Origin of the sequence: Acidovorax sp., from assembly GCF_046294525.1 — a bacterium.
GTDB lineage: Bacteria > Pseudomonadota > Gammaproteobacteria > Burkholderiales > Burkholderiaceae_C > Acidovorax.
Genome location: NZ_JBKBKQ010000005.1, coordinates 162,656 through 180,726, shown reverse-complemented (window position 1 = coordinate 180,726; position 18,071 = coordinate 162,656). Strand labels below are relative to the sequence as shown.

The 18,071-nt window shown below is 66.5% G+C and carries 18 protein-coding genes; 10 read left to right on the top strand and 8 right to left on the bottom strand.

Features of this window, described 5'->3' with window-relative positions:
- Positions 1 to 16 precede the first annotated feature (16 nt).
- The 9 genes from argS (at position 17) to ACK4HJ_RS07995 (ending at position 8,686) form a co-directional block, all read left to right on the top strand.
- Positions 17 to 1,726, top strand: a complete 1,710-nt coding sequence (gene argS, locus ACK4HJ_RS08035) for an arginine--tRNA ligase (protein WP_409829679.1) — start codon at positions 17 to 19, stop codon at positions 1,724 to 1,726.
- Between the two features lie 15 nt (positions 1,727 to 1,741).
- Positions 1,742 to 2,407 (top strand): SPOR domain-containing protein, encoded by a 666-nt coding sequence (locus ACK4HJ_RS08030; protein ID WP_409829676.1) that lies wholly within the window; start codon positions 1,742 to 1,744, stop codon positions 2,405 to 2,407.
- 95 nt (positions 2,408 to 2,502) lie between these two features.
- A complete protein-coding gene (locus ACK4HJ_RS08025) occupies positions 2,503 to 3,159 on the top strand; it encodes a thiol:disulfide interchange protein DsbA/DsbL (protein WP_409829674.1) in 657 nt (218 codons plus the stop codon).
- 113 nt (positions 3,160 to 3,272) lie between these two features.
- On the top strand, positions 3,273 to 3,929 hold the full coding sequence (gene lptA, locus ACK4HJ_RS08020; protein WP_409829671.1) for a lipopolysaccharide transport periplasmic protein LptA: 657 nt from the start codon (positions 3,273 to 3,275) through the stop codon (positions 3,927 to 3,929).
- 95 nt (positions 3,930 to 4,024) lie between these two features.
- Positions 4,025 to 4,774, top strand: a complete 750-nt coding sequence (gene lptB / locus ACK4HJ_RS08015) for an LPS export ABC transporter ATP-binding protein (RefSeq protein ID WP_409829725.1) — start codon at positions 4,025 to 4,027, stop codon at positions 4,772 to 4,774.
- Positions 4,774 to 6,357, top strand: coding sequence for an RNA polymerase factor sigma-54 (locus ACK4HJ_RS08010; RefSeq protein WP_409829668.1), 1,584 nt, complete (start codon positions 4,774 to 4,776; stop codon positions 6,355 to 6,357). Before lptB ends, ACK4HJ_RS08010 begins: the two co-directional genes overlap by 1 nt.
- Positions 6,358 to 6,439: 82 nt before the next feature.
- Positions 6,440 to 6,922 carry an acyl-CoA thioesterase gene (locus ACK4HJ_RS08005; protein ID WP_409829665.1) on the top strand — a complete coding sequence of 161 codons (483 nt, stop codon included), beginning with the start codon at positions 6,440 to 6,442 and terminating at the stop codon, positions 6,920 to 6,922.
- Positions 6,919 to 8,211: a class I SAM-dependent RNA methyltransferase gene (locus ACK4HJ_RS08000; protein ID WP_409829662.1), complete on the top strand. Its 1,293-nt coding sequence runs from the start codon at positions 6,919 to 6,921 to the stop codon at positions 8,209 to 8,211. The genes ACK4HJ_RS08005 and ACK4HJ_RS08000 overlap by 4 nt, the downstream gene beginning before the upstream one ends.
- Positions 8,201 to 8,686, top strand: coding sequence for a putative toxin-antitoxin system toxin component, PIN family (locus tag ACK4HJ_RS07995; RefSeq protein ID WP_409829660.1), 486 nt, complete (start codon positions 8,201 to 8,203; stop codon positions 8,684 to 8,686). Before ACK4HJ_RS08000 ends, ACK4HJ_RS07995 begins: the two co-directional genes overlap by 11 nt.
- Positions 8,687 to 8,822: 136 nt before the next feature.
- Here ACK4HJ_RS07995 and ACK4HJ_RS07990 read toward each other — a convergent pair whose 3' ends face one another.
- The 3 genes from ACK4HJ_RS07990 to ACK4HJ_RS07980 all read right to left on the bottom strand — a co-directional run bounded on the left by ACK4HJ_RS07990 (position 8,823) and on the right by ACK4HJ_RS07980 (position 11,947).
- On the bottom strand, positions 8,823 to 9,230 hold the full coding sequence (locus tag ACK4HJ_RS07990; RefSeq protein ID WP_409829658.1) for a GNAT family N-acetyltransferase: 408 nt from the start codon (positions 9,228 to 9,230) through the stop codon (positions 8,823 to 8,825).
- Between the two features lie 156 nt (positions 9,231 to 9,386).
- Positions 9,387 to 10,208 carry a hypothetical protein gene (locus tag ACK4HJ_RS07985; protein WP_409829655.1) on the bottom strand — a complete coding sequence of 274 codons (822 nt, stop codon included), beginning with the start codon at positions 10,206 to 10,208 and terminating at the stop codon, positions 9,387 to 9,389.
- Complete coding sequence (locus tag ACK4HJ_RS07980; protein WP_409829652.1) at positions 10,205 to 11,947, bottom strand: FMN-binding glutamate synthase family protein; 1,743 nt, start codon at positions 11,945 to 11,947, stop codon at positions 10,205 to 10,207. The genes ACK4HJ_RS07985 and ACK4HJ_RS07980 overlap by 4 nt, the downstream gene beginning before the upstream one ends.
- 219 nt (positions 11,948 to 12,166) lie before the next feature.
- Here ACK4HJ_RS07980 and ACK4HJ_RS07975 point away from each other — a divergent pair, with 219 nt between their 5' ends.
- Positions 12,167 to 13,021 (top strand): UPF0149 family protein, encoded by an 855-nt coding sequence (locus ACK4HJ_RS07975; protein WP_409829650.1) that lies wholly within the window; start codon positions 12,167 to 12,169, stop codon positions 13,019 to 13,021.
- Positions 13,022 to 13,566: 545 nt separating this feature from the next.
- Here ACK4HJ_RS07975 and ACK4HJ_RS07970 read toward each other — a convergent pair.
- The 5 genes from ACK4HJ_RS07970 to ACK4HJ_RS07950 all read right to left on the bottom strand — a co-directional run bounded on the left by ACK4HJ_RS07970 (position 13,567) and on the right by ACK4HJ_RS07950 (position 17,929).
- Entirely contained in the window at positions 13,567 to 14,055 is a 489-nt protein-coding gene (locus ACK4HJ_RS07970) for a nuclear transport factor 2 family protein (RefSeq protein ID WP_409829648.1), read from the bottom strand.
- A 52-nt stretch (positions 14,056 to 14,107) separates the two neighbouring features.
- The gene (locus ACK4HJ_RS07965) at positions 14,108 to 15,010 is read right to left on the bottom strand and encodes an alpha/beta fold hydrolase (protein WP_409829645.1); all 903 of its coding nucleotides are present in this window, start codon (positions 15,008 to 15,010) and stop codon (positions 14,108 to 14,110) included.
- 34 nt (positions 15,011 to 15,044) lie between these two features.
- Positions 15,045 to 15,572, bottom strand: coding sequence for a CinA family protein (locus tag ACK4HJ_RS07960; protein WP_409829643.1), 528 nt, complete (start codon positions 15,570 to 15,572; stop codon positions 15,045 to 15,047).
- On the bottom strand, positions 15,572 to 16,102 hold the full coding sequence (locus ACK4HJ_RS07955) for a phosphatidylglycerophosphatase A (protein ID WP_409829641.1): 531 nt from the start codon (positions 16,100 to 16,102) through the stop codon (positions 15,572 to 15,574). The genes ACK4HJ_RS07960 and ACK4HJ_RS07955 overlap by 1 nt, the downstream gene beginning before the upstream one ends.
- Before the next feature lie 165 nt (positions 16,103 to 16,267).
- Entirely contained in the window at positions 16,268 to 17,929 is a 1,662-nt protein-coding gene (locus ACK4HJ_RS07950; protein ID WP_409829639.1) for a DUF4139 domain-containing protein, read from the bottom strand.
- Between the last annotated feature and the right edge of the window lie 142 nt (positions 17,930 to 18,071).

Below are 18,071 nucleotides of genomic sequence, written 5' to 3'. Positions count from 1 at the left end.
CCCGTAAAATCCGCCGATGCTTACCGCCAAAAATGAATTGCTCGCCGCGCTCGCGGCCGAGCTGGAAAAACTGTCTCCCGGCGCGGGCGCCAAGGTGGCGTTCGAATCGCCCAAAGTCGCCGCCCACGGCGACTTTGCCTGCACGGCCGCCATGCAGCTGGCCAAGCCGCTCAAGCTCAACCCCCGCGCTCTGGGCGAGCAGCTCAAGGGCGCGCTGGAGGCCACATCAGCCTTCCAGCGCTGGGTCAGCGCCATCGAAATCGCGGGCCCCGGCTTTCTGAACATCCGGCTCAAGCCCGCCGCCAAGCAAGAAATCGTGCGCGAGGTACTGTCCGCTGGCGAGCGTTTTGGCTACCAGTCGGCCCATGGCCGCCAGGTGCTGGTCGAATTCGTGTCCGCCAATCCCACCGGCCCGCTGCACGTGGGCCACGGCCGCCAAGCCGCTTTGGGCGATGCCATCTGCAACCTGTTTGCTACCCAGGGCTGGAAGGTGCACCGCGAGTTCTATTACAACGACGCGGGTGTGCAGATCGACACACTGACAAAAAGCACGCAGCTGCGCGCCAAGGGCTTCAAGCCTGGCGACGACTGCTGGCCCACCGACGCCGACAACCCGCTGGCCAAGAATTTCTACAACGGCGACTACATCGCCGACATTGCCGAGGCCTTCAAGGCCAAGGCCACCGTGAAGGCCGACGACCGCGAGTTCACTGCCAATGGCGACGTGGAGGATTACGAAAACATCCGCCAGTTTGCCGTGGCCTACCTGCGCAACGAGCAGGACAAGGACCTGCAGGCGTTCAACCTGCACTTCGACGAGTACTACCTCGAATCCAGCCTGTACACCAGCGGCCGCGTCGAGGCCACGGTGAACAAGCTGGTCGCCAACGGCAAGACCTACGAGCAGGACGGCGCGCTGTGGCTCAAGTCCACCGACTACGGCGACGACAAGGACCGCGTCATGCGCAAGCAGGACGGCACGTACACCTACTTCGTGCCCGACGTGGCCTACCACATCGCCAAGTGGGAGCGCGGCTTCACCAAGGTCGTCAACATCCAGGGCACGGACCACCACGGCACCATCGCCCGCGTGCGCGCCGGCCTGCAGGCAGCGGACGTGGGCATCCCTAAGGGCTACCCCGACTACGTGCTGCACACCATGGTGCGGGTGGTCAAGGGTGGCGAAGAGGTCAAGATCAGCAAACGCGCGGGCAGCTACGTCACGCTGCGCGATTTGATCGAGTGGACCAGCAAGGACGCCGTGCGCTTCTTCCTGCTGAGCCGCAAGCCCGACACCGAATACACCTTCGACGTGGACCTGGCCGTGGCCCAGAACAACGACAACCCGGTGTACTACGTGCAGTACGCGCACGCGCGCATCTGCTCGGTGCTGCGCGCTTGGGCAGAGGCCGGCGGCGGCGACGTGGCGTCGCTCCAGGACGTGGACTTGTCGGCCCTGGAAGGTCCGCAGGCCCAGGCGCTGATGCTGCAACTCGCCAAGTACCCCGAGATGCTCACGGCCGCGGCGGACGGCGAAGCCCCGCACGACGTGACCTTCTACCTGCGCGACCTGGCCGCCAGCTACCACAGCTACTACGACGCCGAGCGCATCCTGGTGGATGACGAGGCTGTGAAAAAGGCGCGCCTCGCGCTCGTCGCTGCCACCGCTCAGGTATTGCACAATGGCCTCGCCGTGCTGGGCGTGTCGGCCCCAGCCAGAATGTAAGCAGTGACTTTCACCATGAAGAAACAACAAGCGGGCGGGACCATCATCGGGTTTATCCTGGGCGTCATCGTAGGCCTGGGGGCGGCGCTGGCGGTGGCCGTGTACGTGACCAAGGTGCCTGTGCCGTTCCTTAACAAGGGCGGGGGCCGCGGCGCCGACATGGACGCAGCCGAATCCCAGAAGAACAAGAACTGGGACCCCAATTCGCCCCTGTACGGCCGCAACCCGGCCCGTCCACCGACGCCACCGGTGGCGGCGGCCCCTGAGCCCGCCACAACACCTACCGCCCCACCGGCTGCCACGCCGGCTCCAGAAGTGCGGGCCGCCGCGTCGGCACCCAAGCCGGCGGCCAGCAAGCCCGATGCCAAGGCCGAGACGCGTCCGGGCGCCGACCCGCTGGGCGACCTGGCCGTGGCCCGTGCCGCGGCCACCGGCAATGTGGACCCATTTGACTACTTTGTGCAGGCCGGCGCCTTCCGCACCCAGCAGGATGCCGACGCACAGCGCGCCAAACTGGCCATGCTGGGCTGGGAAGCCCGCGTAAGCGAGCGCGAACAGAACGGCCGCGCGGTCTTCCGCGTGCGCGTGGGCCCCTTCACCAAGCGCGACGACGCGGAGCGGATCAAGGAAAAGCTTGACGGCGCCGGGATGGATTCGGCGCTGGTGCGCGTGCAACGCTGAGCCCGGGCCGACACAGTCGCCCGCCGGCCGGGTTCTGAACTTTTTAAGGGGGCATGGCTCACATCCCCCAGACCTGAAAGAGGAGAGTCTTTGTCATGAAACGCCGTGAGTTTTCTTTGTCCGCCGCCACTGCCGTGGCCGCATCCGCCCTGACGCTTCCAGTGGCGACCCCCGTGCTGGCCCAGGCCCGCCAGTTCAAGGAGGGCAAGGACTACAAGCGGCTGGACAAGCCCGTCACCCCCGACGCCCCCGCCGGCAAGGTCGACGTGATCGAATTCTTCTGGTACAGCTGCCCCCATTGCAACGCTTTTGAACCGGTGCTGGAAGCCTGGATCAAGGCGGCCCCCAAGGACCTGAGCGTGCGCCGCATGCCTGTGGCCTTCAACGCCAGCTTCGTGCCTCAGCAAAAGCTGTACTTCACGCTGGAAGGCATGGGCAAGCTCGAAGAGTTGCACGCCAAGGTGTTCCGCGCCATCCACGTCGAAAAGCTCAAGTTGGCCAAGGACGATGAAATCCTGGCCTGGGTGACCAAGCAAGGCGTGGACCCTGCAAAGTTCAAGGAAGTCTACGGTTCGTTCTCGGTGTCCAACCAGGTGCGCCGCGCGTCGCAGCTGCAGGACGCCTATGGTGTGGAAGGCGTGCCCTCGATGGGCGTGGCCGGCAAGTACTACACCGACGGCACCATGGCGGGCAGCATGCAGACCGTGTTGCAGGTGGTGGACCACCTCGCCGCCACCGCCCGCAAAGGCTGACGATTTTTCAGCCAACCGCCCTTCGGGGCATCTTGCGAAGAGCCCGCCCGTGCGGGCTTTTTGCTTCTTGGCTTTCCCTGCATGGCTACAATGGACTGCAAGATTCGTGCCCTATGAACCATCGCCTACTCCCGACCCTTCTGTTCGTTGCCGCAGCCTGCACGCTGGGGCTGGCCCACGCTGAAAAGGCGGACCGCGCCAAGCCCATGAACATTGAGGCTGACGCCTTGCGCCACGACGAACTCAAGCAAACCAGCGTGTTCTCAGGCCGGGTGGTGATGACCAAGGGCACCATCGTACTGCGGGGCGCGCGCCTGGACGTGCGCCAGGATGCAGACGGCTACCAGTACGGCGTGGTGACGGCAGAGCCCGGCAAGCGCGCATTCTTCCGCCAGAAGCGCGACACCGTGGCAGGTGCGCCGGATGAGTTCATCGAAGGCGAAAGCGAAGTCATCGAATACGACGGCAAGGCCGACAATGTGCGCTTCATCACCCGGGCCGAGCTGCGCCGCTACCGGGGCGCGGTGCTGAGCGACGAAATCACGGGCGCAGTGATCGTCTACAACAACACCACCGACGTGTTCACCGTGGACGGCCAGCGTGCGTCGCCCAACAGCGCGGCGGGCACAACACCCGCACCCGGCGGCCGCGTACGGGCCGTGCTGTCGCCCAAGGACCCGCCGCCGGACGCGGCTGCGCCCCAGGCAGCACCGGCCGGATCGGCCCCGGCGCTGCGTCCCAGCAACAGCCTTGGCGGCGGCTCCCGGTGAGCGCGCAGTCCGTCAATGCCGGCCGTGGGGGCCGGACGGGTGAAGACCTGCCGGACGCCAATCCGCAACGGTCTGACGCGCAACAGGGCGTAGACATGCCGCAGGGCAGCCGCCTGGCAGTGCAGCACCTGGCCAAGTCCTACGGCAGTCGCAAGGTCGTCAAGGATGTGTCGCTGGTCGTGCAGAAGGGCGAGGTCGTGGGGCTGCTGGGCCCCAACGGCGCGGGCAAGACCACGTCGTTCTACATGATCGTGGGCCTGGTGCGCAGCGATGCCGGCGACATCCGCATCGACGGCCAGTCGGTCGCCCACATGCCCATCCACCGCCGATCACGCCTGGGGCTGTCCTACCTGCCGCAAGAGGCCTCCATTTTTCGCAAGCTGTCGGTGGAAGAAAACGTGCGTGCGGTGCTGGAGCTGCAGCACGGCGACGACGGCAGGCCGCTCAGCCGGGCCGCCATTGAAGAGCGCCTCACGGCCTTGCTGCAAGAGTTGCGCGTGGACCACCTGCGGGCCTCGCCCGCCATGGCCTTGTCCGGCGGCGAGCGGCGTCGGGTGGAGATCGCCCGCGCCCTTGCCACTCAACCACGTTTCATCCTGCTGGACGAGCCCTTTGCGGGCATCGACCCCATCGCCGTCATCGAGATCCAGCGCATCATCGGCTTCCTGAAGGCACGCGGCATCGGCGTGCTCATCACCGACCACAACGTGCGCGAGACGCTTGGCATCTGCGACCACGCGTTCATCATCAGCGACGGCCGCGTGCTGGCGCAGGGCACGCCGTCCGAGATTGTGGACAACGCCGAAGTGCGGCGCGTGTACCTGGGCGAACACTTCAGGATGTGATGAAACCAGGTTTGTCGCTGCGCGTCTCGCAGCATCTCGCGCTGACCCCCCAGCTGCAGCAGTCCATCCGGCTGCTGCAGCTGTCTACGCTCGAACTCTCGCAAGAAGTCGAGCAGATGCTGGACGAGAACCCGTTCCTGGAGCGCACGGCCGATGAGGCGCCGCGCGAGGAGTTTGGGCTCGAGGCCGAAAACACGCCCGCCCAAGCCGATGATTACAATGCAGATGATGCTATATTTTCGGGAGCTGCTAGCCCAAGTACAGCAAGCGCTGAGGGTCAAAATGATGCTGAGTCTCCCAGCACGGGCGCCGACGAACCCGACTGGAGCGGCGACGGCACCGTCGAGATGGCGCCCAACGACGCCGAGTGGGGCGGCGACGCACCCGCCCGCAACCGCAACGATGCCGAAGGCGACGAGGCCGACGCCACCGAACTGGCCCGCTCACACGAATCGCTCACCGACTTTTTGCACCGCCAGGCCCTGTCGCTGCGCCTGTCCGAGGTGGACTGTGCCGCGCTGCGCTTCCTGATCGAATCGCTGAACGACGACGGCTACCTCGAAGAGCCGCTCGAAGAACTCGCCGTCGCCCTGGCCGGGCCGGACGACCTGGAGCAGATCGAAGAGCTGGTGCACCGCTTTACCGTGGCGCTGCGCCTGCTGCAAAGCCTGGAGCCCACGGGCGTGGGGGCGCGCAACCTGGCCGAATGCCTCACGCTGCAACTCAAGGCGCTGGACGCCGACGAAGAGGCCGACCCCGACACCGTCAAGACGGCACTCACCATCTGCCAGCAGCCGCTGGAGATGCTGGCCCGCCGCGATATCCGCCGCCTGACGCAGCTGTGTGGCGATGGCGAAGAGCGCACCCGCGCCGCCATGGCGCTGATCGCCCGGCTGGAGCCCCGTCCCGGCCGCCGCTTTGCCGATGTGGAGCGCAACATCATCGTGCCCGACGTCATCGTGCGAAAGGCTGGCCGCGCCAATGGGCGTGATGGCCAGCACAATTTCATCGTGCAGCTCAACCCCGACGTGATGCCCCGCCTGCGGGTGCACGACATCTACGCCGGTGCGCTGCGCGGCCACAAAGGCGGCGAGGGCCACCAGGGCATGCAGCAGCGCCTGCAGGAGGCGCGCTGGTTCATCAAGAACATCCAGCAGCGCTTCGACACCATCCTGCGCGTCTCGCGCGCCATCGTCGAGCGGCAGAAGAACTTCTTCACCCACGGCGAGCTGGCCATGCGCCCCCTGGTGCTGCGCGACATCGCCGACGAACTGGGCCTGCACGAATCCACGATCAGCCGCGTGACCACTGCCAAGTACATGGCCACGCCCATCGGCACCTACGAGCTGAAATACTTCTTTGGCTCCGGCCTGGGCACCGAGACCGGCGGCAATGCATCCAGCACCGCCGTGCGCGCACTGATCAAGCAGTTCGTGTCGGCGGAGAACCCCACCAAGCCGCTGTCGGACAGCCAGATCGCCGAGATGCTCAAGGAGCAGGGCATTGAATGCGCACGCCGCACCGTGGCCAAGTACCGCGAGGCGCTCAAGATCGCGCCGGCGAATTTGCGCAAAGCGCTGTAGCCGTTCCGGCGGCTGGCGCACGGTGCGCTTGTGCTGCCGTAGTCTTTTTCTGTTGTTTCCGTATTACCCACCGCAGCCCACCATGGCCCGCATCGTCTTTGACCTTCCTGCGCACTTTGGCTTTTCCACTGAGCTGCAGATCTACATCAGCCACGTGAACCAGGGCGGGCACCTGGACAACGCGCAGCTGCTCACCCTGGTGTCCGAAGCACGCGTGCGCTTCTTCCAGTCGCTGGGCTACCCCGAGGCCGACGTGGGCGGCTTGTCCATCGTGGTGGGCGACATCGTGGCGCAGTACAAGTCCGAAGGTTTCCATGGCGAGACCATGCGCGTGGAGATGGCGCCTGCGGACTTCAACCGCTACGGCTTCGATCTGGTGTTCTGCATGACCGAGAAGGCCACGGGCCGCGAAGTGGCGCGCGGCAAGATCGGCATCGTCTTCATTGGTAAGGCCGATCGCAAAGTGGCGCTGATCCCCGACTCCGTCCGCCAGCTGCTGCTGGCCCGTGCGGGGGCGCCCGGTTCCCCCGCCGTGCCCGAGCGCGTATCCTCCCCATCGACATGAACCAACTCCAACTTTTCCTCCCTTGCGCTGCGGGCGTCGAGGGCTTTCTGGCCGACGAGGTGCATGGCATCACCGGCCTCACGGGGCAAGACCTGCTGGTGGGCCGGGGCGGCGTGCTGCTGCGCGCCTCGTGGCGCCAGGCCATGTTGCTCAACCTGCACAGCCGCCTGGCCCAGCGCGTGCTGGTGCAGCTGGCGCACCGCCCGTATCGATCTGAAAACGACCTCTACAACATGGCCAGCGATGTGGCCTGGGAGATCTGGTTCACCACGCGCCAGACCTTCAAGGTCGAAGTGACGGCCCAGCACAGCCCGCTGCAGAGCCTGAACTTTGCGGGCCTCAAGGTGAAAGACGCGGTGGCCGACCGCTTCCGCCACAAGAGCGGCGTGCGGCCCGATGTGAACACCCAGTGGCCCGATGTGCGCATCCACCTGCACCTGACCACCGACGAAGCCACGCTCTACATCGACACCAGCGGCGAGCCGCTGTTCAAACGCGGCTGGCGCGAGGACAAGGGCGATGCGCCCCTGAAGGAAACCCTGGCCGCCGCCATGATCGCCGCCAGCGGCTGGGACCCCCACGGCGACAACCCCCAGCCCCTGTACGACCCCTGCTGCGGCAGCGGCACCATCGTGGTCGAGGCTGCGCAGATCGCCTGCCGCATCCCGGCGGGCATGCTGCGGCGCTTTGCATTCGAGAAACTGCTGCCGTTCCAGGCGCATGTCTGGACTGCTATCAAAAACGAAGCTGAAAGCGCAATACAGACCAGCGCAGTGCCCATTTTTGGCAGTGATGTGGCCTTCCGCATGGTCGACTTTGCGCAGCGCAACGCCGAGCGCGCCGGCGTGGCCCAGGCCGTGCAGCTGCGCGGCGGCGACGCCCTGCAGCGCATGCCGCCGTGTGACCAGCCCGGCGTGATGCTGCTCAACCCGCCCTACGGCGAGCGCATTGCCGCCGCCGGAGCCGCAGGCCGCAACGCCAGTGAGCGCGCCGCCGACCGCGCCCAGGGCATGGCCGTGGGCCGCGAAGAGGCGCAGACCGAAGACGGTGGCGAGTTCTTCAGCCAACTGGCCACGCACTGGAAGAAGAACTACAGCGGCTGGACGGCCTGGATGCTCACGCCCGACCTCAAGCTCCCCGGCAAGATGCGCCTGAAGGAATCGCGCCGCGTGCCCATGTGGAACGGCCCCATCGAATGCCGCATGTTCCGCTTCGACATGATCAAGGGCGCCGTGCGCGACCGGGCCGCCAAGGCCGCCCCCGACGGCGGCCCGCGCCATGAAGGTTGAACTGCGCCTGCCCACCGAGGCGCTAGCAGACGAGCCCGCTCGCCCCGTGGTGGTGGACACCAATGTGGCGCTGGACCTGCTGATCTTCAGCGACCCGCGCACTGCGCCGCTGCGCACGCTGCTGGCCCAGGGGCGCCTGGCCTGGATCGCCACCCAGGTCATGCGCGATGAGCTGGAGCGTGTGTTGGCCTACCCGCACATCGCAGAGCGCATGGACTACTACCGCGTGGGTGCCGCGCAGGTGCTGGCCGCGTTTGATGCGCAGGTGCGGCTGGTGGACATCGCTCCCAAGGTGGCCTATGTGTGCAAGGACGCAGACGACCAGAAGTTCATCGACCTGGCGGCGACGCACCGGGCCATCTTGCTGAGCAAGGACAAGGCAGTGATCTGCATGCGCAAGCGGCTGGTGAACCTGGGGGCGGATGTGGCGACGCAGGTGGTGCTGGAAGCGGCGCCCGCCGTTGCGGTGGTCTGATCACGCATTGATCAGATGTAGGTCGGGTTAGCGAAGCGTAACCCGACGCTTTCTGGTTTCGGCGCTGTCCGTCGGGTTACGCCTGCGGCTAACCCGACCTACTGGCTACATCCGCCCAGCATCAGGGCGTTGGGAGTCAGGGCGTCAAAGCCTTTTTCAAATACACCAGCTGAAATCCCTGGATGTAGTTGTCGATGTGCCCAAACTCTTCATAGCCCTGCTTGATGTAAAAACCCCGGGCCTGCCATTCAAAAGTGCTCAGCGTCACGCTGTGGGCGCCCAGGTCGCGGGCTTTCTGCTCTGCAGTGACAAGCAGCTTGCGGCCCACTCCCTGCTGCCGGGCGGCCTCGTCCACAAACAGCAGTTCCACCGTCAGCCACTGCAAAAACACGAACCCGCGCAGCCCGCCGACCAGTTCGCCTTGCGCGTCACGCGCGCTCACCCACACGGGATGTGACTGGCCGTACTCGCCCACAAAACCGTAGTTGAACTGCCGCATCCTGCGGCCCAGTACGCCGGAGTGAACTTCTTCTGCAGTGGGCATGTAAATCTCAAAATTGCTCATCGCCAGCAGTCTGGTGGTCGTGCGGTTTCGTAGGTCGGGTTAGCGCAGCGTAACCCGACGTTTGCTGGTAGAGGTACTGTCCGTCGAGTTACGCCTTCGGCTAACCCGACCTACGGGTGGCGGGCTGATCGAGCCTCACGCCAGCAAGTCATACGCGGCCCGCACCCGCTGCAAATCCCGTCCCAGTTTGCGGTTGGTGGGCAGATGCCCCATCCACCCCATGCGGCGAACACTGGTCGCCAGCACTTCCTGCATTTCCGCGCTGCCCTGCGCCACCCATGCCGCCCATCGCTCCCGCCCCTCGCCCAACGTTCCGCTGGTGTGCAGGTAGATCGCGGTGGAATGCGCGTAACACAGCGCATCGCGCACATGGCACACCGCCAGGGGCAGCACGGCGGCGGGGTCGTCCTCAAAGTCGATGCAGGCCACTTCGCCATCGGGGCAGCGCACCAGGTTGCGCGCAAAGGCCTGGCTCAGGCAGGTGCCCTGGCGGTGCACCTGGGCCAAGGTGTCCAGCCCCTGCTGCCACAGGGCCAGCACGGTGGCCGTGTCGCCCGCCTGCACGGCGTGGTCGATCTCGTTGCCCAGCGAATGGGTTTCCTCACCCACGTTGCCCAGGTGGCGCATGGCAAAGCCGTTGGTGGATGCGGCCAGAACCACAGGCACGCGGATGCCGCGTGCAGCCAGGTCGCGCAGGCGTTGCACTTCGGTGGCAATGGCCGTGGGGCCGCCGGGGTTGGGCACGGGGCGCAGGGCGTCCAGCCGTAGCAGGGCGGCCAGCACAGCCATGGCGCGGTAGCGGCCTGTTCCGTGGGGGGCTCCCGCGCGCTTGATCCAGATCTGTTCGTGGCCCAGCACATGGGCCATCACGTTGTGGGGCTGGGTGGCCAGTTGCTGTTGCAAAAAGGCGGCGTAGTCCGGGGCGGTGGTGTTGGTGCTTTCGATCGTCAAGTTCATACAGCAGCGTCCCCTGCCACTGCTGCTGCGGTGCCGGCAGCGGCGGCGTGCACCAGCTCAACATGGTGGGGTATGGAGGGCTCCAGCACAGGCTCGCTGGCCTGAAAGCTTTGGGCGTTGGCCAGCGGCCAGTACAGGCGAAACACGTTGTGCTGCGCGTCGAGCGGGCCCAGCAGCGCGCCCGGCGACATGCGGGTGATGAGGTTGGACAAGAGGCGCACCTCGGTGTCGCTGATGCGGCGCACGATGTGGTGGGCGGTGATGTCCTTGGGGTGGGTAAGGCCCGCTGCCTGCACCAGCTCCTGCAGCGCGTGCAGCGTGCTGCGGTGGAACTGTGCCACGCGCGTGGCCTTGTCGGGCACCACCAGGGCCTGCTGGCGCAGCGGGTCTTGTGTGGTCACGCCCGTGGGGCAGTGGCCGGTGTGGCAGGCCTGGGCCTGGATGCAGCCCAGCGCCATCATGAAGCCGCGCCCCGCGTTGCACCAGTCGGCCCCCAGCGCCATCATGCGCGCGATGTCGAAGGCACTGATCACCTTGCCCGCGCAGCCGATGCGCACGCGGTCGCGCAGGTTCACGCCCACCAGCGTGTTGTGCACCAGCAGCAGGCCTTCTTGCAAGGGCGCGCCGACGTGGTCAGTGAACTCCACCGGCGCCGCGCCCGTGCCACCTTCGGCGCCGTCCACCACGATGAAGTCGGGCGTAATGCCGGTCACCAGCATGGCCTTGACGATGGCAAACCACTCCCACGGGTGGCCCAGGCAGAACTTGAAGCCCGTGGGTTTGCCGCCCGAGAGCAGGCGCAGCTTGGTGATGAACTGCATCATTTCCACCGGCGTGCGGAACGCACTGTGGCTGGCGGGCGAGATGCAGGCCTCCCCCTCTTGCACGCCCCGCGCGGCCGCAATCTCGGCCGTCACCTTGGCGCCGGGCAACACGCCGCCGTGGCCCGGTTTGGCGCCCTGGCTCAGCTTCAGTTCGATCATCTTGACCTGCGGGTCGGTGGCGTTGGCGGCAAACCGCTCTTCGCTGAATGTGCCATCGGGGTTGCGGCAGCCAAAGTAGCCCGAGCCGATTTCCCAGATCAGATCGCCCCCGTGCACCCGGTGGTGCTGGCTGATGCTGCCCTCGCCCGTGTCGTGCGCAAAACCCCCTGTTTTGGCGCCCTGGTTCAGCGCCAGGACGGCGTTGGCCGACAGCGCACCAAAGCTCATGGCCGAGATGTTGAACACGCTCGCGTGGTAGGGCTGGGTGCAGGGCGATACCGACTGCGAGGGCGCATCGGGGCTGCCGCCAATCCACACGCGAAAGTCGTGCGATGGCAGCTGTGTGGGCGCCATCGAATGGTTCACCCATTCGTAGCCGTGTGCGCCCACATCCAGATGCGTGCCGAAGGGCCGGTTGTCCGGGTCGCCCTTGGCGCGCTGGTAGACCAGCGAGCGCTGCGCACGCGAGAACGGCGCAGCCTCGCTGTCGCTCTCGATGAAGTACTGGCGCACCTCGGGCCGCACATATTCGAGCATGAAGCGGATGTGGCCGATGACCGGGTAGTTGCGCAGGATGGCGTGGCGTGTCTGCTGCAGGTCGTACACGCCCACGGCCACCAGGGTGGCAAACACCAGCACCACCGGCAGCCCCACGCCGAATGCCACCCACGCAAACAGCGCCAGCAGCAGCCCGAACACGCACAGTGCAAAGGCCGTGTAGCGCACCGGGTACAGGGAGTTCAGTCGGTGGATCATGGAGGTCCTGGTTCGGGGCGGCGGCGTCACAGGGCTACACTGGCCGCCTTTTATCGGGTTATCGGATTGGCAGGTGGCGTGCCTTGCGCAGCGCCTGCCCATGTGCGATGCCGCCGCCGCACTGTGACCGTGACTTGGCCGTGCACAAGGCCCGCGCATCATAAAAGTAAAACTTTGCCGCCCAACCCCCCGCTTTCTCCCTTGACGACCGGAGCCCCCATGACCGAACCCACAGCGCCCACCCCCGGCACCGACGAACTCGACACCTCCATGGCCCCGGCCGCTGCGCTGGGTTCCGACGAGCTGGAAGAGATCGACAACATCCTCGACGATCTGCGCTCACGCGGCGAGGAAATCCCGCAATGGGAGTTCTGCGACGGCTTCATGACGGCCGTGATCTGCAGCCGCCGCCCCATCGCGCCCGCCGAATACCTGCCCATGCTGCTGGGGGACGGCGCCGAATTGGACGTGCCCGAGGGCGAGCCGCTGCCGCTGCTGCCCGCGTTTGCCGATGCCGCCCAGCAGGCGCGTTTTCTGGAGCTGTGGGACCGCCGCTGGAACGAGATCGTGGCCCAGCTCGACACCGATGTGAAGACGTTGGACGACGACCGCACGTTCCAGCCCGAAGCCATGGACATGCGTGGCGCGGTGGCGAGCCTGACAGACGAGCAGCGCGCCGAGATGGGCGACGACCAGGAGATCCCCTCGTTTGGCCAGGTCTGGGCCTTGGGCTTCATGTTCGCCGTGGAGAACTGGCCCGAAGATTGGGCCGCCCCGCGCGACAAGGAGGCCGCCAAGTGGCTCGATGACGCGCTCGATCGCATCGTCGCCCTGACCGAAGACGACACCGGCAAGCCCGAAGTCTGCATGTTCGACGAGAACGGCCCACCCAGCACCAGCCACGCGCGCGTGGATGCCTTTGGCGAGGCCACCTGGGCGGTGTACGACCTGCGCCAGCTGTGGAAGAGCATGGGCCCGCGCGTGGAGACCGTGCGCAAGGCGCCGGAGCCGGGGCGCAATGACCCTTGCTACTGTGGTAGCGGCAAGAAGTACAAGAAGTGCCACGGGGCTTGATCGCAGTCGCTACTGATTTGATGACTATTAGCGCTTTTCCAGTAAGAGCTGGGTGGCAATTTGTTTTGGTATTGCTGCTGATGCCCTCTGAGGCTTTAGTGATGTTCAGGGCCGGTGGTTGCCTGCTGCTTGGCGAGTGCAGTGGTTGGCTGCTTTGGGCCCATTCCAGCCGCTAGGCCAATTTGGTGCAGCAAGTACGAATCAGGTCAACCAATGAGTCCAAAAGAAAAACAGTGACGCAGGCGATGGCGACATTCCAGGCATAGAAAGACACACGCGCGACTTTCTCTCCCGCCTGCCCTCTTTCGCGTAATTCGAAGTAGCCCACAAATGTCCTGGCCCGAATCGCTACGTAAGTATGTGACACGATCCACACAAGCAGAGCCATAAAGAAGACTAAGGCAATGATCGAAAGTATCGGATGCTTCACTTGGCACCTCACTTCCATCAATGTCAGCTCTTGGCCGAGAACTGGTTTCAAACCGCGATAAGCGAGCTGTGCAGCGACGACACCATCGCCTGCCCGCCCATAACCATTCACCGCTTCACCCCTGCGCCAAAAACTTCTTCAGATTCCCCGCCGCCGTACTGCGCACCTTGCGCTTGAGCGATGGCGACCAGCCCAGCAGCAACCCCGGCGTCCCCAACGCCTGCCGCGCCCAGGCCCAGAAATTGAAGCGGTCGCGGTGCGTGGCAATCAGCCCCTCTGGCGTAAAGGTGAAGCTGCCGTCCACGGTGTTGTGCACGGTGCGCCCGGTGGCGCTGAAAAAATAGTCGGCCTCCCAGTGCGCGCGGCCGCCTTGTTCGTCGGCTTCGATGTCGCTGAACGCCAGTTTCCAGTGCGGCCGGGCTTCGGGCTTTTGGGATGCGGTGCACAGCATGCGCCACATGCCGCCGATCTGGTCGCGGCCTTTCAGCGAAAAGGCCTCGTCGTTAAAGGTGGCGTCGGGGGCGTAGCAGGCTGCCATGGTGGCGTGGTCGAGCTGCGCGAAGGCGGTGTAAAAGCGCTGCAGGGTCTGGGCGTTGGGGTGCATGAAGAAGGTGTCCGGCTGGGTGAAAAACAAAGATGCGGGAAGGAGCAGTGTGTCAGCGCATGAAGGCGCGCAGTGCGTCTGCCGTGGCTTCAGGCAGTTGTTCGGGGATGAAGTGCCCCGCAGGCACGGCGTGGCCGGTCACCACGCCAGCGCATTGCGCCTGCCACAGCGCCAGGGGCTCGAACAGGCGGTGCACCACACCGTGCTCGCCCCAGATCATCAGGGTATCGCAGGTGATCTTGTCGCCGCGCGCGCGGCTTTCGCGGTCATGGTCCAGGTCGATGCCTGCGCTGGCGCGGTAGTCCTCGCAGGCGGTGTGAATGGCTTCGGGTGTGCAAAAGCAGCGCTCGTAGTCGGCCAGCGCCGGGGGCTCGATGTGGGCCAGGCCCGCGCTGCCCCAGCCGCCGAGCTTGGCGTGCAGGTAGGCGCGCGCGTTGCCGCCGATCATGGTCTCGGGCAGCGGCGCGGGCTGGATCAGGTGGAACCAGTGGTAGTAGGCCCGCGCAAAGTCCATGTCGGTGCGGGTGTACATGTCCAGCGTGGGGGCGATGTCGACCACGCACAGCCTCTGCACGCGCGCCGCGTGGTCCAGTGCCAGGCGGTGGGCCACGCGGCCGCCGCGGTCGTGGCCGCACAGGTAGAAGCGGTCGTGGCCCAGCGCGGTCATGACCTCGGCCATGTCCTGCGCCATGGCGCGTTTGCTGTAGTTGCTGTGGTCAGCCAGGCCCGGTGCGTGGGATGAGTCGCCGTAGCCGCGCAGGTCGGGCAGCACCAGAAAGTAGTCGCGCGCCAGCTGCTGCGCCACGCGGTGCCAGAGGGCGTGGGTTTGCGGAAAGCCATGCAGCAGCAACAGCGGCGGTGCGCCCACGGTGCCGCCGGTGCGCACAAAAATCTCTGCGCCGGTGGTGGCAATGCGCTGGGATGTGAAGCCTTCGAACCAGGTGGATGGGGACATGCGGGATCGGCGGTGGGTGGTGGATTGTGTGGGGTCAGACCAGCAAAAAGCCCAGCAGCCGCTGCAGCGCATACCGCAGCGTAGCTGCGCGGATGGTGGCGCGGTCGCCGGCAAAGTGCTGCATCTCGCTGTGGGTTTCGCCGCCCACGCACCAGGCAAACCACACGGTGCCCACGGGCTTGGCGTCGCTGCCGCCGGTGGGGCCGGCCACGCCGGTCACGGCCAGGCTGACGTGGGCGCGCGAGTGGGTGAGGGCACCGTCGGCCATGGCGCGGGCCACGGCCTCGCTCACCGCGCCTTCCTGCTCGATCAGCGCCGCAGGCACGCCCAGCATCTCGGCCTTGGCAGCGTTGGAGTAGGTGACAAAGCCGCGTTCAAACCAGTCGCTGGCGCCCGCCAGGTCGGTGCAGGCCGCAGCGATCATGCCGCCGGTGCAGCTTTCGGCGGTAGCCAGCATGCGCCGGTGTTTCACCAGCTCCAGAGAGATTTGAGTCAAATTGGCTTCTAGCGCTTGTGTATCAAGCGCTAGAAGCTCACTTTTTGATAGTGAGGTGATCGTCATCAAAACCTCCACAAGGCAAGGACCAACAAGGTGCAGAAGGCTGCCACAAAGTCGTCCCACAAGATACCCCAGCCGCCACCCCAGCCAAAGCCCTTGAAGAGGCTGTCGGCCCAGCCGACGGGGCCTGGCTTGGCGGCGTCAAAAAACCGGAACAGCGCAAACGCCGCCAACTGCCCCCACCAGCCCATGGGCATGGCCAGCCACAGCACCAGCCAGAAGGCCACCACCTCGTCCCACACGATGCTGCCGGGGTCGGCCACACGCATATTGCGCGCCGTGGTGGTGCAGGCCCACCAGCCCACCACGGTGCTGGCGGCAATCAGCAGGCCCATGTGCAGAGGCGACAGCCACTGCTGCAGCGCCAGGTAACTGAGCCACGCCCACAGTGTGCCCACGGTGCCCGGTGCAACGCGCGACAGCCCCGCGCCGAAACCCAGCGCAATGAAGTGGGCCGGGTGGGAGAGCATGAATGCCACCGTGGGGCGGCGGGGGGCGGATGAGGAGGGGGCGTAGGAGGGGCTTGGGGTCATATCCAACAATCAGCGGTACTCAAAACTGCTCTCGTCGCGTGAAACTGGCGCGACCCAAGCCAGCGCCCCCGCGCAAGGGCCGCCCCGCTGCGCCGGGGTGCGTCCCCCTCCCGCGCAGCGAGAGAGGGGTGAAGGCGCGCAGCGCCACAGGGGGTGCTTCATCGTCTACTGGCGTTCTAGCAGCTCAATGTCTTTGGGGTAGCGAATGGTGTGCTCGGCGCTGAACTGCGCCGTGGCACCTGCGGCCAGCGGCTGCTGCCAGGCCACGGTGCCGGGGCTGCGGTTCCAGGTCATGTCGGTTGGCTGCGGTTGGTAGCGCGACTCGACCTCGATCTTCTCGTTGCGCGACACCGGCGCGGCGTGCAGCACCTGCAGCGTGATGGCGGCCTTGTGGCGATTTTCCACGCTGTAGGCGCGGCGCGTTTTGCGTTCCACGCGCGATCCGGTAAAGCCGCTGCTGCCCGTCAGGTCCTGCACGGGCTCGGCCCGCACGGTGACGAGTTCATCGCGGCCGAACGACAGGTTGGTGCTGCCCGCGGGTGCGCCCGCACTGGGCGTGCCAAAGTCAATGCGGCCGGTGCCGACAAAGGCGCCGTCGCGGTACAGGCCGGCAGCACCCGCTGGCCACACGCCGGGGGGCTGGGCGATCTGCGCGACCAGATATGCCGCTGCTTCCATTGCCGGCGCCGTGCGCGCGATCAGCGTGGCGGGCGCCGTGTGGTTGCCCAGCGCCAGCGTCACGCGCTGGCCGCTGGAGGGCACGGTGATGCGCTGGGGCACCGAAAACTCGGTGGCAAAGGTCTTGTCGAGGGCGCTCACGTCAAAGCTGGGCATGGTGTCCTCTTGCACCGCGGGGCTACTTGCGATCCGCGCCGCGGCCACCATGGGAGCGGGCGCAGGTGGGGGGGCCATAGCGCCCTGCGGCGGTGGCGCCACATTCAGCCACCACGGCCGGGGCAGCTGCCCCTGCGTGGCGCGGCCCGGCTGACCGGTGGACAGCATCAGCTGCACCCCCGCCCAGTCCTCGCCGCTGTTCTGCGCCACCAGCGCTTGCCGTTCGATCAGCACCGTGGATTTGTTGGCATCCAGCGTGGCGCGGTAGCTGGGCTGCCAACCGGGGCCGCGCACCTGGTAGGACACGCGCAGTTCGGCCTCACGCTCGGCAGCCAGGTTGACGGTGACGGACACCACCCGTGCGCGCTGGCTGGCCACGCGGTCGCGCTCGGCCACCAGGGGCTTCAAGGCCAGTTCCAGCGCTTCCTGCTTGCGCTTGAGCTGGTGCGCGCGCGCAAAGCTGTCCTGGCCGGTCTTGCGCAGCACATCGGCCGTGGCGGTGATCTGCGCTGGCGTGGGCCCAGCAGAACGCGGCGCGCCCGCAGCGGGCGCCGCGGGCTCCGGCGCGCCCCCGGCCCGCGCCACGCTGCCCAGGTAGCCATCCACCAGCTGCAGGGCCGATGCCTCGGCCTTCACGCTGGCGATCTGGTCCTCCAGGTCGCGAATGCGTCCGTCCAGCGGGCTGGCGCAGCCTGCCGCCACATCGCGGTCCTCAGTCAGCACATTGAACTCGCCCACGCGCACGGCCGGGTCGGCGTTGATCTGCAGGCTTTGCACGTCCAGCGACACGGGCAGGCAGGCCAGCGTGAGGCTGCGCGCGCCCGCAGCCACCTTAGCCACGCGCTCGACCGTGGCGCTGCCGGGGTAGACGGTGACGCGGGCGATGCGGGAGGTGTCCTGGGCTTGGGCGGGCCATGCGGCGATCAGCAGCAGCGCGAGGCTGGCAAGTGCGGGGCGCGACACTGCGGCAGAGGGGGCAGGGGTGGAGGTCAAAAGCGGCTCCTGGGTGCGCAGAGGGAGAGAGGGCGAGAGGCATGGATGCTAGCAGCCGACCACCGCGCTGGCGCAGGCGTGCAGCGCCGACGATCCGCGGGGGCAGACCCCGCGGCCAACGTCTTGTAACCATTTCCTGGCG